This is a genomic window from Streptomyces sp. SPB162 (assembly GCF_029504575.1).
Classification (GTDB): Bacteria; Actinomycetota; Actinomycetes; order Streptomycetales; family Streptomycetaceae; genus Actinacidiphila.
Genome location: NZ_JAQFII010000001.1, coordinates 1,406,873 through 1,422,938 on the forward strand (window position 1 = coordinate 1,406,873; position 16,066 = coordinate 1,422,938).

At 71.8% G+C, this 16,066-nt stretch carries 12 protein-coding genes and 1 pseudogene; all 13 read right to left on the reverse strand.

Annotated features, from left to right (window positions below; translation table 11 throughout):
- Window positions 1-46: 46 nt before the first annotated feature.
- Window positions 47-2,185 carry a primosomal protein N' gene (locus M2266_RS06505; RefSeq protein WP_277437284.1) on the reverse strand — a complete coding sequence of 713 codons (2,139 nt, stop codon included), beginning with the start codon at window positions 2,183-2,185 and terminating at the stop codon, window positions 47-49.
- Window positions 2,186-2,281: 96 nt separating this feature from the next.
- Window positions 2,282-3,490 (reverse strand): methionine adenosyltransferase, encoded by a 1,209-nt coding sequence (metK, locus tag M2266_RS06510; protein WP_277437285.1) that lies wholly within the window; start codon window positions 3,488-3,490, stop codon window positions 2,282-2,284.
- Between the two features lie 231 nt (window positions 3,491-3,721).
- Window positions 3,722-4,930 (reverse strand): bifunctional phosphopantothenoylcysteine decarboxylase/phosphopantothenate--cysteine ligase CoaBC, encoded by a 1,209-nt coding sequence (gene coaBC, locus M2266_RS06515; protein ID WP_277437286.1) that lies wholly within the window; start codon window positions 4,928-4,930, stop codon window positions 3,722-3,724.
- A 100-nt stretch (window positions 4,931-5,030) separates the two neighbouring features.
- Window positions 5,031-5,300 (reverse strand): DNA-directed RNA polymerase subunit omega, encoded by a 270-nt coding sequence (gene rpoZ / locus M2266_RS06520; RefSeq protein ID WP_269269550.1) that lies wholly within the window; start codon window positions 5,298-5,300, stop codon window positions 5,031-5,033.
- Between the two features lie 44 nt (window positions 5,301-5,344).
- Window positions 5,345-5,938, reverse strand: a complete 594-nt coding sequence (gene gmk / locus M2266_RS06525) for a guanylate kinase (RefSeq protein ID WP_277437287.1) — start codon at window positions 5,936-5,938, stop codon at window positions 5,345-5,347.
- Between the two features lie 38 nt (window positions 5,939-5,976).
- Window positions 5,977-6,300, reverse strand: coding sequence for an integration host factor (locus tag M2266_RS06530; RefSeq protein ID WP_138352594.1), 324 nt, complete (start codon window positions 6,298-6,300; stop codon window positions 5,977-5,979).
- Window positions 6,301-6,554: 254 nt separating this feature from the next.
- Window positions 6,555-7,404 (reverse strand): annotated as a pseudogene (gene pyrF, locus M2266_RS06535) (orotidine-5'-phosphate decarboxylase).
- Complete coding sequence (locus M2266_RS06540) at window positions 7,401-8,510, reverse strand: quinone-dependent dihydroorotate dehydrogenase (protein ID WP_277437288.1); 1,110 nt, start codon at window positions 8,508-8,510, stop codon at window positions 7,401-7,403. Before M2266_RS06540 ends, pyrF begins: the two are co-directional and overlap by 4 nt.
- Before the next feature lie 85 nt (window positions 8,511-8,595).
- Window positions 8,596-11,907, reverse strand: coding sequence for a carbamoyl-phosphate synthase large subunit (gene carB, locus M2266_RS06545; RefSeq protein WP_277437289.1), 3,312 nt, complete (start codon window positions 11,905-11,907; stop codon window positions 8,596-8,598).
- Window positions 11,900-13,057 (reverse strand): glutamine-hydrolyzing carbamoyl-phosphate synthase small subunit, encoded by a 1,158-nt coding sequence (gene carA, locus M2266_RS06550; protein WP_277437290.1) that lies wholly within the window; start codon window positions 13,055-13,057, stop codon window positions 11,900-11,902. Before carA ends, carB begins: the two co-directional genes overlap by 8 nt.
- Window positions 13,054-13,683, reverse strand: coding sequence for a hypothetical protein (locus tag M2266_RS06555; RefSeq protein ID WP_277437291.1), 630 nt, complete (start codon window positions 13,681-13,683; stop codon window positions 13,054-13,056). Before M2266_RS06555 ends, carA begins: the two co-directional genes overlap by 4 nt.
- Window positions 13,680-14,966: a dihydroorotase gene (locus M2266_RS06560; RefSeq protein WP_277437292.1), complete on the reverse strand. Its 1,287-nt coding sequence runs from the start codon at window positions 14,964-14,966 to the stop codon at window positions 13,680-13,682. The genes M2266_RS06555 and M2266_RS06560 overlap by 4 nt, the downstream gene beginning before the upstream one ends.
- Complete coding sequence (locus M2266_RS06565) at window positions 14,963-15,994, reverse strand: aspartate carbamoyltransferase catalytic subunit (RefSeq protein ID WP_277437293.1); 1,032 nt, start codon at window positions 15,992-15,994, stop codon at window positions 14,963-14,965. The genes M2266_RS06560 and M2266_RS06565 overlap by 4 nt, the downstream gene beginning before the upstream one ends.
- Window positions 15,995-16,066 lie beyond the last annotated feature (72 nt).

A 16,066-nucleotide genomic window follows, 5' to 3' on the forward strand; every position in this document is an offset into this window, starting at 1 on the left:
TCCCGGACCGGCGTCCGGCCGGGAGCCGGTCCCGGGGGCGGTCACGTCAGCCGATGTCCAGCGGGTCGATGCGCACCAGGACCTGGTCGGTCTGCTTGAGCGCGGTGCGGGCCACCTGCGCCGCCTTGAGAGCGGCGGCCAGTGCCGCCCCGCTGCCCGGCGGGACCCTGATCAGCATCCGCTCCCAGTGCTCCCCCTGCGGGGGGTCGCCGGCCCGGCGCGGCCCGCCCGGCCGGTCGGCCGGCACCGGGACCGGCCCCAGGACGGCGGCCCCCTCGGGCAGCCGCGCCAGCTCGATCAGTCCGGCCACCGCCGCCGGGCTGCCGGTCACCGAGGCCATCCGCGAGACCGGCGGGAAGCCCAACTCGGCCCGCTCGGCCAGTTCGCGGGCCGCGTGCCCGGCCGGGTCCCAGCGCACCAGCGCCTGGACCGGCCGCAGCGTGGGCTCGGCCAGCACCAGCACCGTGCCGCCCTCGGTCGCCGGTCTGACCAGGGCGGCCGCGCCCGTCCAGCGGCGCAGCGTCTCCTCGCCGGCGCGCAGGTCCGGCCGGTTGAGCAGCGCCCAGCCGTCCAGCAGCAGCGCGGCCGCGTAGCCGCCCTCAGCGACCGGTTCCGCGCCCGGGGTGGAGATCACCAGGGCCGGTGTACCGGTGACGGCCCCGAGGATGCCGTCCCGCCCGGAGGTGCGGACCGGGACCTTCGGGAACGCCCGGCCGAGTTCGTCCGCGGTACGCCGGGCGCCCACCACCTGGGCGCGCAGCCGGAATCCGCCGCACTCCTGGCAGTGCCACGCCGCCTCGGGGCGGCCGCACCATCCGCACTGCGGCGCGCTGTTTCCGTCCGCCAGCTCCAGCGGTCCCGCGCACTTCCCGCAGCGGGCGGGCTCCCGGCAGCGTTCGCAGGCCAGCCGCGGCACATAGCCGCGGCGCGGGACCTGGACGAGGACGGGCCCGTGCAGCAGGGCTTCACGGGCCACCTGCCAGGCGAGGCTCGGCAGCCGGGCGGCGCGGGCCGCCCCGTCCCGCGCCTGGTCGCCGTCGCCGATGGTGCGGACGAGCGGCGCCGCCGCCCGGACCGCCTCACGGGCGGCGTCCACCGGCAGCGCCCACTGGGTCTCGACGAGCTGGGCGCCCTCGACCGTGCGGATGTGGCCGCCCAGCAGGAACGCGGCCCGCTCCTCCGTGGCCCGCAGCAGCAGCACGTCACGGGCGTGCGGCATCGGCGCGTGCGGCTCGGCGTGGCTGGAGTCGCCGTCGTCCCACAGCGCGACCAGCCCGAGGTCCTGCACCGGGGCGAACATGGCGGCCCGGGTGCCGACGACCGCCCGGACGGCGCCCCGGCTGACCGCCAGCCAGCGCCGGTACCGCGCCTCGGGGCCGGAATCGGCGGTGAGCAGGACGTGGTGGCCCTCGCCGAGCAGCGCGGTGAGCGCCGCGTCGACCCGGGCGGCGGCCCGTCCGTCGGGCAGCACGGCGAGCGCGCCGCGGCCGGAGGCGAGGGTGGCGGCGACCGCCGCCGCCAGCTCGGCGGGCCAGTGCGGACCGGGGAGCGCGGTCCACACCGCGCGCGGGGAGTCGCCGCGGCCCAGCGCGCGCAGCAGCGCGGGGCCGGTCGGGTAGCGCGACCAGGTGCCGGGCTCCGGCGGGGCGGGGGTGGCCGGCGACTGCGGGGACGGTTTCTTCTCCACCCGCCCGTGCCGGGCGGGCACGGCGAGCTGGATGACGTCGGCGAGGGATCCCGCGTACCGGTCGGCGACCGCGCGGCAGAGCCGGAGCAGGGCCGGGCCGAGCACCGGCTCGGGCGACACCACCTGGGCGATGGCGGCGAGCGGCCCCGCGTAGTCGGACTCGGTGAGCCGGGCGACGACGAACCCGTCGATCAGCCCGCCGCCCTCGCGGCGGCCGCTGACGACGTTGTGCGCCCCGGCACCGAACCGGACCCGCACCCGGACCCCGGGCTGCGCGTCGGCGTCCATCGCGGCGGGCACCGCGTAGTCGAAGTACTTGTCGAGGTGCAGCACGCCCTTGTCGACCAGGACGCGGGCGACGGGCAGCCCCTCGGCGAGGTCCGCCCCGCGCCAGGTGCCGCGTCGGGCCTTCGGCTCCTTCGCCTTGCGCACGGACTCGCGGATGAGCGCCAGCTGCTCCCCCGCCGGTGGATTCGTCCGCTCGTCCTCGCTGCTCACAGCCCCAGTCCTACCAGACGGCTCGGACAGCCCGGACAACGCGACGGCCCCGGACCACGAGGGTCCGGGGCCGTGCGCGTGGTGCGGTGGCGGGTCCTACAGACCGGCGGCGGTGCGCAGCGCCTCGACGCGGTCGGTGCGCTCCCAGGTGAAGTCCGGCAGCGGGCGGCCGAAGTGGCCGTACGCGGCGGTCTGGGAGTAGATCGGGCGCAGCAGGTCCAGGTCGCGGATGATCGCGGCCGGGCGGAGGTCGAAGACCGACGCGATGGCCTGCTCGATCTTCTCGACGTCCACGGACGCGGTGCCGAAGGTCTCGACGAACAGACCCACCGGCTCGGCCTTGCCGATCGCGTAGGCGACCTGGACCTCGCAGCGCGAGGCGAGGCCCGCGGCCACGACGTTCTTGGCGACCCAGCGCATGGCGTACGCGGCGGAGCGGTCGACCTTGGACGGGTCCTTGCCCGAGAAGGCGCCGCCGCCGTGGCGGGCCATGCCGCCGTAGGTGTCGATGATGATCTTGCGGCCGGTGAGGCCGGCGTCGCCCATCGGGCCGCCGATCTCGAAGCGCCCGGTCGGGTTGACCAGCAGGCGGTAGCCCTCGGTCTCCAGCTTGATGCCGTCCTCGAGGAGCGCCTTGAGCTCGTGCTCGACGACGAACTCGCGGATGTCCGGCGCGAGCAGCGACTCCAGGTCGATGTCCGAGGCGTGCTGCGAGGAGACGACCACGGTGTCGAGGCGGACGGCCTTGTCGCCGTCGTACTCGATGGTGACCTGGGTCTTGCCGTCCGGACGCAGGTACGGGATGGTCCCGTTCTTGCGGACCTCGGAGAGGCGGCGCGCGAGCCGGTGTGCCAGGTGGATCGGCAGCGGCATCAGCTCGGGGGTCTCGTCGCAGGCGTAGCCGAACATCAGGCCCTGGTCGCCGGCGCCCTGCTTGTCGAGCTCGTCCTCGTCACCCTCGACCCGCTGCTCGTACGCGGTGTCCACACCCTGGGCGATGTCGGGCGACTGTGCACCGATGGACACCGAGACGCCGCACGAGGCACCGTCGAAGCCCTTCTTCGACGAGTCGTACCCGATGTCGAGGATCTTGTTGCGCACCAGGGTCGCGATGTCCGCGTAACCCTTGGTGGTGACCTCGCCGGCGACGTGCACCTGGCCGGTGGTGATCAGCGTCTCGACCGCGACCCTGGAGGTCGGGTCCTCCTTGAGGAGGGCGTCGAGGATCGTGTCGCTGATCTGGTCAGCGATCTTGTCAGGATGTCCCTCGGTGACGGACTCCGAGGTAAACAGGCGGCGGGACACATTGCTCCCTGGGGTTGCAGCGGCTGCTGGCTGATCATGGGGTGGGACGCGCGGGGCTGCGCCCGGCGTTCCCTGGCTAGTTTATCGGTCGCTTCGGCCGGACGGACAAGCCATCTCGGTAGTTGGATAAGCCGTGACCTGCGACACGACTGGCGTCAGTATGACGATTCCTCGCGATCGAGGGGCGAAATGTCGCACAGGTCCGGTTTTGGTACACCCGGAAGAACGCATTCACGTCAACCGGACGACCGCGAGGTCCCACACCTGGTCGGCGAGGGCTTCCTTCGGACCGTACGGTACCGGGGTCTCGCTGCCGTCGGCACCGAGCACCACGGCCTCGTTCTCCTCGGATCCGAACGCCTTGTGATCTCCGACCTCGTTGACAACCAGCAGGTCACAGCCCTTGCGGAGCAGTTTGGCCCGGCCGTTCGCCAGTACGTCGTCGGTCTCCGCGGCGAAGCCGACGACGAGCTGCCCGCGATGTGAACGTTGTGTTGCGAGTTCGGCCAGGACATCGGGGTTGCGGACGAGCTCCAGCGGCGGCTGCTCCTGGTCGTCCTTCTTCTTGATCTTCCCCTCGGCGTAGTGCGCCGGTCGGAAGTCCGCCACGGCCGCCGCCATGACGACCACATCGGCGTCCGCCGCCGCCTTCAGCACCGCCTCGCGCAGTTGCTCGGCCGTGCCGACCCGCACCACGTCGGCACCGGCCGGGTCGGCGAGGTCGGCGTTGGCGGCCACCAGGGTGACGCGGGCGCCGCGGGCGACCGCCGTGCGGGCGAGGGCGTACCCCTGCTTGCCGGAGGAGCGGTTGCCCAGGTAGCGGACCGGGTCCAGCGGCTCGCGGGTCCCGCCGGCGCTGATCACCACGTGGCGCCCGGCGAGGTCCGCCGCGAGGCCCTGCGGGCCGCGGGCGAGCACCCGGCGGCAGACCTCGAAGATCTCGGCGGGGTCGGGCAGCCGGCCCTTGCCGGTGTCCACGCCGGTCAGCCGCCCGACGGCGGGCTCGATCACGATGGCGCCTCGGCGGCGCAGGGTGGCGACGTTCTCCTGCGTGGCGGGGTGCTCCCACATCTCGGTGTGCATGGCGGGCGCGAAGACCACCGGACACCGCGCGGTGAGCAGGGTATTGGTGAGCAGGTCGTCGGCGAGGCCGTGCGCGGCCTTGGCGAGCAGGTCGGCGGTGGCCGGGGCGACCACCACGAGGTCGGCGTGCTGGCCGATCCTGACGTGCGGGACCTCGTGGACGCCGTCCCACACCCCGGTCGACACCGGGTTGCCGGACAGCGCCGACCAGGTGGCCTCGCCGACGAAGTGCAGCGCCGACTCGGTGGGGACCACGCGGACGCCGTGCCCGGACTCGGTGAGCCGCCGCAGCAGCTCGCACGCCTTGTAGGCGGCGATACCGCCGCTCACCCCCAGGACGACCTGTGGCTGGCCCATCGTCTCTCCCGCCGAGATGCGAATTCTTCTTGCGTCCATCACACACCACGGGCCCGGCAGCGGTGCTGCCGGGCCCGTCGTGACAAGGATTCGGTTGCTGCTAGCCGGCGGACTCGATGGCCTCGGCGGTCAGCAGTCCCGCGTTGATCTCGCGCAGCGCGATCGACAGCGGCTTCTCGTGGACGTGGGTGTCCACCAGCGGGCCGACGTACTCCAGCAGGCCTTCACCGAGCTGGGAGTAGTACGCGTTGATCTGGCGCGCGCGCTTGGCCGCGTAGATCACCAGGCTGTACTTCGAGTCCGTGGCCTCGAGCAGCTCGTCGATCGGCGGGTTGATGATGCCCTCGGGCGTGGTGATGGAAGAGGACATTCTCTACCTACCCCTACTTGCTTGTGGAAAAGAATGGAAGTGGATCATACAACTCTCATCAAGGCTAGCAGCTCGCGTGCTACATCCTCGACGGAGGTATTGACAAGGGTGGTGTCGAACTCGGATTCGGCAGCCAGTTCGATCTTGGCCGCGGCCAGCCGGCGCTCGATCACCTCGGGCGACTCGGTGCCCCGCCCGGTGAGCCGGCGGACCAGCTCGTCCCAGCTCGGAGGAGCCAGGAAGACGAGCTGCGCCTCGGGCATCGACTGGCGGACCAGCCGGGCACCCTGCAGATCAATCTCCAGCAGCACGGGCTCACCCGCCTCGAGCCGGTCGAGCACCGCCTTGCGCGGGGTGCCGTAGCGGTTGCCCGCGAACTCGGCCCACTCCAGCAGCTCACCGTTGGCGACGAGCTTGTCGAACTCGTCGTTGTCCGCGAAGAAGTAGTGCACTCCGTGCTGCTCGCCCGGCCGTGGCCGGCGAGTGGTGGCCGACACCGAGAGCCATACCTCGGGGTGGGCCTTGCGCATATGAGCGACGACCGTGCTCTTGCCGACCCCGGAGGGGCCGGAGAGCACGGTCAGCCGCGGACGTACGTCCGGGGGCACGGGGGACGTCCCCCGGGATGTTGCAGCCATGAAGCGATTATCCCGGTTCCCGGAGGTGCTGGGGACCGTCAGGCGGCGCCGCCGCCGAACTCACGCTCCAAAGATGCGATCTGGTTGGAGCCGAGCCCCCGTACACGGCGGCTTTCGGAGATGCCGAGCCGCTCCATGATCTGCTTGGCACGGACCTTGCCCACGCCGGGCAGGGACTCCAGGAGGGCAGAGACCTTCATCTTGCCGATGACATCGTTCTCTCGGCCCGACTTGATCACCTCGTGCAGCGAAGCGCCGGAGTGCTTCAGCCGATTCTTGACCTCGGCGCGCTCCCGGCGAGCCGCGGCGGCCTTCTCGAGCGCGGCAGCGCGCTGTTCAGGGGTAAGGGGCGGAAGAGCCACGCCTACGTCACCTCGGATATCGAACTGTCGGATACGGACCGGTAGTGGAACCCAGTTGCCCCCACCTGCGGGGCAACGAACGAAGCACTTGCGTGCTCGCTCTCGTCGGAGACTAGCGGTCACGGCGGCTCAAGTCAGCGAGAACAGACGAAAAGTCCTGGTCAGACTCGATCCGCTGGGATTTTTGGGACATATAGGCACTGGTTGACGCTGTGGCGGCGCTCGAAGGACGCCCGGAGGGTGCCCGCCGGCGCTCAACCGGCCACGGCGACACGGACCTCGTCGGCGAACCGGGCCGCCGCGTCCCGCAGTCCGGCCGCGTCGGGGCCGTGCCGCAGCACATCGCGGCTCACGCTCGGCAGGACGTTGCCGACGACCGCGGACCCGAAGAGCCGGGGAAGTCCGGCGGGTGTGGCGCCCTGGGCGCCGATGCCGGGAGCGAGCAGCGGGCCGTTGACGTCCAGGTCCGCGCCGGCCTCGGCGAGGGTGGCGCCGACCACGGCGCCGACGGATCCGAGCGGCCGCTCCCCTGCGTTCTCGACCGCGATGTGGTCGAGCATCACCTGGGCGAGCGACTTCCCGTTCGCCGCCGTGGCCCGCTGGACCTCGGCGCCCTCCGGTGTTGGACGTCAGGGCCAGCACGAAGACCCCGGCGCCGGAGATCCGCGCCGCGTCCAGCGCGGGGCGCAGCGAGCCGAAGCCGAGGTACGGGCTGACGGTGACCGCGTCGGAGAAGAGCGGGGAGTCCTTGTCGAGGAACGCTGCGGCGTAGGCGGCCATGGTGGAGCCGATGTCACCGCGCTTGGCGTCCATCAGCACCAGCGCGCCGGCGGCGCGGGCGTCGGCGACGGCCCGCTCCAGGACGGCGACGCCCTTCGACCCGAAGCGCTCGAAGAACGCGCTCTGCGGCTTGAGGACGGCGACCCGGTCGGCGAGGGCGTCGACCACGGTGCGCGTGAAGCGCTCCAGGCCGGCCACGTCGTCGTTCAGGCCCCAGGAGGTCAGCAGCGCCGCGTGCGGGTCGATGCCGACGCACAGCTGTCCCCGGGTGTCCATCGCGTGCCGCAGCCGCGCGCCGAAGGGTTCCAGGTTCTCCGCGCTCATGAACTCGCCTTCCGGTGTTCGGCGCCGATCGCGTCGGCGAGGGTGGCGTACGGGCTCGCGGCCAGCCGGGCCGCGAGGCCCCGGTGGAGGGTCCGGCACCAGAACGGGCCCTCGTAGATGAAGGCGCTGTACCCCTGGACCAGGGTGGCGCCGGCCAGGATCCGCTCCCAGACGTCGTCGGCGGTCGTGACGCCGCCGACACCGACCAGCGTGATCCGGTCGCCGACCCGGGCGTACAGCCGGCTCAGGACCTCCAACGAGCGGGTCCGCAGCGGGGCGCCGGACAGGCCGCCGGTCTCCTTGACCAGGGCCGGGTCCGAGGCGAGCCCCAGGCCGTCGCGGGCGATCGTGGTGTTGGTGGCGATGATGCCGTCGAGACCGAGTTCGACGGCGAGGTCGGCGACGGCGTCGATGTCGTCGTCGGCCAGGTCCGGGGCGATCTTGACCAGCAGCGGCACCCGACGCGCGGTGACCGTGCGGTCGGCGGCCTCGCGCACCGCGCTCAGGAGCGGGCGCAGCTGGTCGACGGCCTGCAGGTCGCGCAGGCCCGGGGTGTTGGGCGATGAGACGTTGACGACGAGGTAGTCCGCGTGGGCCGCGAGCCGCTCGGTGGAGGTCACGTAGTCCGCGATCGCCTCGCCCTCGGGGACCACCTTGGTCTTGCCGATGTTGACGCCGACGGTCGTCCTGAAAGCCGGGTTGCGGGCCGCGAGGCGGGCGGCGACGGCCGCGGAGCCCTCGTTGTTGAAGCCCATGCGGTTGATCAGCGCGCGGTCCTGGACCAGCCGGAACAGCCGCTTCCCGGGGTTGCCGGACTGCGGCTGCCCGGTGACGGTGCCGATCTCGACGTGGTCGAAGCCGAGCATCGCCATGCCGTCGATCGCGACGGCGTTCTTGTCGAAGCCGGCCGCGAGGCCGAACGGGCCGTGCATGCGCAGGCCCAGGGCCTCGGTGCGCAGCTCCTTGTGGCGGGGCGCGAGCACGGCGGCCACGAAGGTCCGCAGGACCGGGACGCGGGCGGCGGACCGGATCCAGGCGAACGCCAGGTGGTGCGCCCGCTCGGGGTCCATACGGCGGAAGAGCAGTTGGAACAGGAGGGAGTACATGCGGAGCCTTCTACGGGATTCTGCGGGGAGGCGGTCACATGGCGAGGGGGACACCGCTGTGGTGTCCCCCTCCTGGAGCTATGCGCTATCCCTCGCGGGAGGCGTTCAGACGTTCCGCGTGTTCCTGCAGTGATCTCACGCCGATGTCACCGCGGTTGAGCGCGTCGATGCCCTGCACGGCGGCGGCCAGCGCCTGCACCGTCGTCAGGCACGGCACGCCGCGGGAGACCGCGGCGGTCCTGATGTCGTAGCCGTCGAGACGGCCGCCGGTGCCGAACGGCGTGTTGACGATGAGGTCGATCTTGCCGTCGTGGATCAGCTGCACCACGGTCGGCTCACCGTCGGGACCGGTGCCCTCGCTCTGCTTGCGCACGACGGTGGCGTGGATGCCGTTGCGGCGCAGCACCTCGGCGGTGCCGGAGGTGGCGAGCAGCTCGAAGCCGTGCTCGGCGAGCGCGCGGGCCGGGAAGACCAGGTTGCGCTTGTCGCGGTTGGCCACCGAGATGAACGCGGTGCCCTTGGTGGGCAGCGCACCGTAAGCGCCGGCCTGGGACTTGGCGTAGGCGGTGCCGAAGACGGAGTCGATGCCCATGACCTCGCCGGTGGAGCGCATCTCCGGGCCGAGCACGGTGTCGACGCCGCGGCCGTGGATGTCGCGGAAGCGGCTCCACGGCATGACGGCCTCCTTGACGGAGATCGGCGCGTCCAGCGGCAGGGTGCCGCCGTCGCCGGTCTTCGGGAGCATGCCCTCGGCCCGCAGCTCGGCGACGGTGGCGCCGAGCGAGATCCGGGCGGCGGCCTTGGCCAGCGGGACCGCGGTGGCCTTCGAGGTGAAGGGCACGGTGCGCGAGGCGCGCGGGTTGGCCTCCAGGACGTAGAGGATGTCCCCGGCCAGCGCGAACTGGATGTTGATCAGGCCTTGGACGCCGACACCCTTGGCGATGGCCTCGGTGGAGGTCCGCAGCCGCTTGATGTCGTGGCCGCCGAGCGTCATCGGGGGCAGCGCGCAGGCGGAGTCGCCCGAGTGGATGCCGGCCTCCTCGATGTGCTCCATGACGCCCCCGAGGTAGAGCTCGGTGCCGTCGTAGAGCGCGTCGACGTCGATCTCGATGGCGTCGTCGAGGAAGCGGTCGACCAGCACCGGGCGGGTCGGGCTGATCTCGGTGGACTCGGCGATGTACGAGGAGAGCCGGGCCTCCTCGTAGACGATCTCCATGCCGCGGCCGCCGAGCACGTACGACGGGCGCACCAGGACCGGGTAGCCGATCTCGTCGGCGATGGCCTTGGCCTCGCCGAAGGTGGTCGCGGTGCCGTGCTTGGGGGCGGGCAGGCCGGCCTCGGCCAGGACCCGGCCGAAGGCGCCGCGGTCCTCGGCGAGGTGGATGGCCTCGGGCGAGGTGCCGACGATCGGCACGCCGTTGTCCTTGAGAGCCTGCGCCAGGCCGAGCGGGGTCTGACCGCCGAGCTGGACGATGACGCCCGCGATCGGGCCGGCCAGCGTCTCGGCGTGCACGATCTCCAGCACGTCCTCCAGGGTGAGCGGCTCGAAGTAGAGCCGGTCGGAGGTGTCGTAGTCGGTGGAGACGGTCTCGGGGTTGCAGTTGACCATCACGGTCTCGTACCCGGCGTCGCTGAGCGCGAAGGAGGCGTGCACGCAGGAGTAGTCGAACTCGATGCCCTGGCCGATGCGGTTGGGGCCGGAGCCGAGGATGATCACGGCGGGCTTCTCGCGCGGGGCGACCTCGGACTCCTCGTCGTAGGACGAGTAGAAGTACGGGGTCTTCGCGGCGAACTCGGCGGCGCAGGTGTCGACGGTCTTGTAGACCGGGCGCACGCCCAGCGCGTGCCGCACCTCGCGCACGACGTCCTCGCGCAGGCCCCGGATCTCGGCGATCTGGACGTCGGAGAAGCCGTGCCGCTTGGCGTCGGCGAGCAGCTCCGGGCCGAGCCGGTCGGCGGCCGCCAGGTCGTCGGCGACCTCCTTGATCAGGAAGAGCTGGTCGGTGAACCAGGGGTCGATCTTCGTCGCGTCGAAGATCTCCTCGGGGGTCGCGCCGGCGCGGATCGCCTGCATGACCGTGTTGATCCGGCCGTCGGTGGGCACCGCCGCCGTGGCCAACAGCGCGTCCTTGTCGCCGGGCTCGCCCACGAAGGTGAACTGGCTGCCCTTCTTCTCCAGCGAGCGCAGCGCCTTCTGCAGCGCCTCGGTGAAGTTGCGGCCGATGGCCATCGCCTCGCCGACCGACTTCATGGTCGTGGTGAGGGTCGCGTCGGCCGCCGGGAACTTCTCGAAGGCGAAGCGCGGCACCTTGACGACGACGTAGTCGAGCGTGGGCTCGAAGGACGCCGGGGTCTTCTCGGTGATGTCGTTCGGGATCTCGTCGAGCGTGTAGCCGACGGCCAGCCGGGCGGCGATCTTGGCGATCGGGAAGCCGGTGGCCTTGGAGGCCAGCGCCGAGGAGCGCGAGACGCGCGGGTTCATCTCGATGACGATGACGCGGCCGTCTTCGGGGTTGATCGCGAACTGGATGTTGCAGCCGCCGGTGTCGACCCCGACCTCGCGGATGATCGCGATGCCGACGTCCCGCAGGTTCTGGTACTCGCGGTCGGTCAGCGTCAGCGCCGGGGCGACGGTGATGGAGTCGCCGGTGTGGACGCCCATCGGGTCGAAGTTCTCGATGGAGCAGACGACCACGACGTTGTCGTTGCGGTCGCGCATCAGCTCCAGCTCGTACTCCTTCCAGCCGAGGATGGACTCCTCCAGGAGCACCTCGGTGGTCGGCGAGAGCGTGAGGCCCTGGCCGGCGATGCGGCGCAGCTCCTCCTCGTCGTGGGCGAAGCCGGAGCCGGCGCCGCCCATGGTGAAGGACGGGCGGACGACGACGGGGTAGCCGCCGAGGGTGTCGACGCCCGCGATGACGTCGTCCATCGTGTGGCAGATGACGGACTTGGCGGACTCGCCATAGCCGATCTTGGCGTTGACGGCCGCGACGACGCCCTTGAAGAGCTCGCGGTCCTCGCCCTTGTTGATCGCCTCGACGTTGGCGCCGATCAGCTCGACGTTGTACTTGTCCAGGACGCCGTTGGCGTGCAGCGAGATCGCGGTGTTGAGCGCGGTCTGGCCGCCGAGGGTCGGCAGGAGCGCGTCGGGGCGCTCCTTGGCGATGATCTTCTCGACGTACTCCGGCGTGATCGGCTCGACGTAGGTGGCGTCGGCGATCTCGGGGTCGGTCATGATCGTGGCCGGGTTGGAGTTCACGAGGATGACCCGCAGGCCCTCGGACTTCAGCACCCGGCAGGCCTGGGTACCGGAGTAGTCGAACTCCGCTGCCTGACCGATGACGATCGGGCCGGAGCCGATGACCAGGACGGACTGGATATCGGTGCGCTTAGGCACGCTGGCCCTCCATCTGGACGGTGTTCATCAAAGACGTGAAGCGGTCGAACAGGTACGCGGCGTCGTGCGGGCCGGCGGCCGCCTCGGGGTGGTACTGGACGCTGAACGCCGGCTGGTCGAGCAGCTGGAGCCCCTCGACCACGTTGTCGTTCAGGCAGACGTGGCTGACCTCGGCCCGGCCGTAGGGCGTGTCGGAGACCGTGTCGAGCGGCGCGTCGACGGCGAAGCCGTGGTTGTGCGCGGTGACCTCGACCTTGCCGGTGGTGCGGTCCTGCACCGGCTGGTTGATGCCGCGGTGGCCGTACTTGAGCTTGTAGGTGCCGAACCCGAGCGCGCGGCCCAGGATCTGGTTGCCGAAGCAGATGCCGAACAGCGGGGTCTTCCGCTCCAGCACCGCGCGCATCAGGGCGACCGGGTGGTCGGCGGTGGCGGGGTCGCCGGGGCCGTTGGAGAAGAACACACCGTCGGGCGCGACGGCGTACACGTCCTCGACCGTCGCGGTGGCGGGCAGCACGTGCACCTCGATGCCGCGCTCGGCCATCAGCCGCGGCGTCATGGACTTGATGCCGAGGTCGATCGCGGCCACCGTGAAGCGCTTGGTGCCGATCGCCGGGACGACGTACGCCTCCTTGGTCGCGACCTCGGCGGACAGGTCGGCGCCCTTCATCTCGGGGGCCCGCAGCACCTTGGCGACCAGTTCGGCGTCGGTGCCGACGGCGGAGCCGGAGAAGATGCCGACCCGCATGGCGCCACGCTCGCGCAGATGGCGGGTGAGGGCGCGGGTGTCGATGCCGCTGATGCCGACGACGCCCTGGTTGACGAGTTCCTCGTCCAGGGTCCGGCGGGCGCGCCAGTTGGAGTGGACGCGGGCGGGGTCGCGGACCACGTAGCCGGCGACCCAGATGCGGGCCGACTCCAGGTCCTCGTCGTTGACGCCGGTGTTGCCGATGTGCGGGGCGGTCATGACGACCACCTGGCGGTGGTACGACGGGTCGGTCAGCGTCTCCTGGTAGCCGGACATGCCGGTGGAGAACACCGCCTCGCCGAAGGTCTCCCCCACCGCCCCGTAGGCACGGCCGCGGAAGATCCGGCCGTCCTCCAGGACGAGTACGGCGGGGGTCCTGTCTGCCCGCTGGGTGGAGGTCGTCATCGTGGGCCTTCCTGGTGGTGCGGGGCGGCGACGGCGCTGTCGCCGGGGTGCTGGTCGGGTGCGGGAGCGTTCGCCGCGGATGCTGATGCCATGGAGTCGACCGCGTCGACCCAGCCCGCGTGCTCGGCCGCGTGCTCGGAGCGGAAGCCGGAGTCGATGAGCCGGCCGCCGTGCTCCCAGGTGATCACCAGCAGGCCGCCCTCGGTGAGGACCTTGCCGGCGATGCCCTTGTCGAGCCGGGCGCCGCGCAGGGCGGCGGTGGGGACGAAGAAGTCCGGCGCGCCGGTCCGCTCCGCGTGCAGGCCCTGCTCCGTCAGGGTGAGGACGGCCGTGCTGCGCACTCCCAGGCCGTGGGCGACGATGCGGTCCAGCCACTGGCCGGCGGTGGTGCTGCCGTAGTAGCGGCCCCGCAGGGTCAGCAGCGGCTCCGCTGCGTCCTCGGGGGCCGCGGGCAGCTCGGGCAGGCCGCCCTGCAGGATGCCGCGCCACTTCCAGCCTTCGCGCATCAGCCAGTAGACGAGCGCGACGAACAGTCCCAGGCCGACGATCCAGCCGATCCGTGAGGACCAGTCGGTGACCTGCTGGGACTTCTGGTCCGCAGCCAGCACAAGAGTCAGAGTTGTCACGCGAGTTTCCCGTCCACGACCGTCGCCCTGCCCCGCAGGAAGGTGGCGATCACCCGGCCCGGCAGCTCACGGCCCTCGTACGGGGTGTTGCGGCTGCGGGAGGCGAAGCCCGCGGGATTCACCGTTCCACGGTAAGCCGGATCGACCAGAGTGAGGTTCGCGGGCTCGCCGGCGGCGACCGGACGGCCGTGGCCGGCCAGCCGGCCGATGACGGCCGGCCGCGCCGACATGCGGTCGGCGACGCCGGCCCAGTCGAGCAGGCCGGTGTCGACCATCGTCTGCTGGACGACGGACAGCGCGGTCTCCAGCCCCACCATGCCCATGGCGGCCGCGGCCCACTCGCAGTCCTTGTCCTCGTGCGGGTGCGGCGCGTGGTCGGTGGCGACGCAGTCGATGGTGCCGTCGGCCAGCGCCTCGCGCAGCGCCATGACGTCGGCCTCGGTGCGCAGCGGCGGGTTGACCTTGTAGACCGGGTTGTACGAGCGGACCAGCTCGTCCGTGAGGAGCAGGTGGTGCGGGGTGACCTCGGCGGTCACCTTCCAGCCCTTGGACTTGGCCCAGCGGACGATCTCGACGGAGCCGGCCGTGGACAGGTGGCAGATGTGCACGCGGGAGTCGACGTGCGCGGCGAGCAGCACGTCGCGGGCGATGATCGACTCCTCGGCGACGGCCGGCCAGCCGATCAGGCCCAGCTCGCCGGAGACGATGCCCTCGTTCATCTGGGCGCCCTCGGTGAGGCGGGGCTCCTGGGCGTGCTGGGCGACGACGCCGTCGAAGGCCTTCACGTACTCCAGGGCCCGGCGCATGATCACCGCGTCGTCGACGCACTTGCCGTCGTCGGAGAAGACCCGTACGCCCGCGGCGGAGTCGGCCATCGCGCCGAGCTCGGCGAGCTGCTTGCCCCCCAGGCCGACGGTGACGGCGCCGACCGGCTGCACGTCGCAGTAGCCGGACTCGCGGCCCAGCCGCCAGACCTGCTCGACGACGCCCGCGGTGTCCGCGACCGGGAAGGTGTTGGCCATGGCGTGCACGGCGGTGTAGCCGCCGATGGCGGCGGCGCGGGTGCCGGTCAGGACCGTCTCGGAGTCCTCACGGCCCGGCTCGCGCAGGTGGGTGTGCAGGTCGACGAGGCCCGGCAGCAGGATCAGGCCGTCGGCCTCGACCACGGTGGCGTCCCCGGCCTGCAGGCCGGCTCCGACGGCGGCGATCGTCTCACCGTCGATCAGGACGTCCTGCGGGTCGCCGCCGAGCACCTTGGCGCCTCGGATAAGGGTCTTGCTCATGACTGGTCGTTCTCCTCGGTGCGGGCGGCGGGGGCGGCGGTGGCGATGGCGGGTTCGTTCCCACCGAGCAGCAGGTACAGGACGGCCATCCGGATGCTGACGCCGTTGGCGACCTGCTCCACGACGGTGCAGCGCCCGGAGTCGGCGACCTCGGCGGTGATCTCCATGCCGCGGTTCATCGGGCCGGGGTGCATGACGATGGCGTGCTCCGGCAGCGCGGCCATCCGGGCGCCGTCGAGGCCGTAGCGGCGGGAGTACTCGCGCTCGGTGGGGAAGAACGCGGCGTTCATCCGCTCGCTCTGCACCCGCAGCATCATCACGGCGTCGGACTTGGCGAGCACCGCGTCCAGGTCGTAGGAGACGTCGCAGGGCCAGGTCTCGACGCCGATGGGCAGCAGGGTGGGCGGGGCGACCAGGGTGACCTGGGCGCCGAGCGTGTTGAGCAGCAGCACGTTGGAGCGGGCGACGCGGCTGTGCAGGATGTCGCCGACGATCGTGATCCGCCGGCCGGCCAGGTCGCGGCCGGTGCCGTCGCCGGGGCCCTGATGGAAGGTGGGGCCGCCGTCCTTCGCGCCCGCCAGGTGGCGGCGCATGGTGAAGGTGTCGAGCAGCGCCTGGGTGGGGTGCTCGTGGGTGCCGTCGCCGGCGTTGACGACCGAGCCGCCGATCCAGCCGGAGGTGGCGAGGCGGTGCGGGGCGCCGGAGGAGCCGTGCCGGATGACGACGGCGTCGGCGCCCATCGCCTCCAGGGTCAGCGCGGTGTCCTTCAGGGACTCGCCCTTGGAGACCGAGGAGCCCTTGGCGGAGAAGTTGATGACGTCGGCGGAGAGCCGCTTGGCGGCGGCCTCGAAGGAGATGCGGGTGCGGGTCGAGTCCTCGAAGAACAGGTTGACGACGGTGCGGCCGCGCAGCGTCGGCAGCTTCTTGATCGGCCGGTCGGCCACGCGGGCCATTTCCTCGGCGGTGTCGAGAACGAGGATGGCGTCGTCGCGGGTCAGGTCGGCGGCCGAGATCAGGTGGCGCTTCATCGGGTCACTCCGAAGGGGGTGCTGGGGCGGCGGAGGGCATGCTCGTGGGCCCGGTCCACGAAGGGTCCGGGT

Bases quoted from the DNA above. Each gene is read 5' to 3' on its own strand.
- M2266_RS06560 (WP_277437292.1), bottom strand. From the start codon at position 14,966: ATGAGCAAGACCCTTATCCGAGGCGCCAAGGTGCTCGGCGGCGACCCG.
- M2266_RS06565 (WP_277437293.1), bottom strand. From the start codon at position 15,994: ATGAAGCGCCACCTGATCTCGGCCGCCGACCTGACCCGCGACGACGCC.
- coaBC (WP_277437286.1), bottom strand. From the start codon at position 4,930: ATGGGCCAGCCACAGGTCGTCCTGGGGGTGAGCGGCGGTATCGCCGCC.
- carA (WP_277437290.1), bottom strand. From the start codon at position 13,057: ATGACGACCTCCACCCAGCGGGCAGACAGGACCCCCGCCGTACTCGTC.
- gmk (WP_277437287.1), bottom strand. From the start codon at position 5,938: ATGGCTGCAACATCCCGGGGGACGTCCCCCGTGCCCCCGGACGTACGT.
- rpoZ (WP_269269550.1), bottom strand. From the start codon at position 5,300: ATGTCCTCTTCCATCACCACGCCCGAGGGCATCATCAACCCGCCGATC.
- M2266_RS06540 (WP_277437288.1), bottom strand. From the start codon at position 8,510: ATGTACTCCCTCCTGTTCCAACTGCTCTTCCGCCGTATGGACCCCGAG.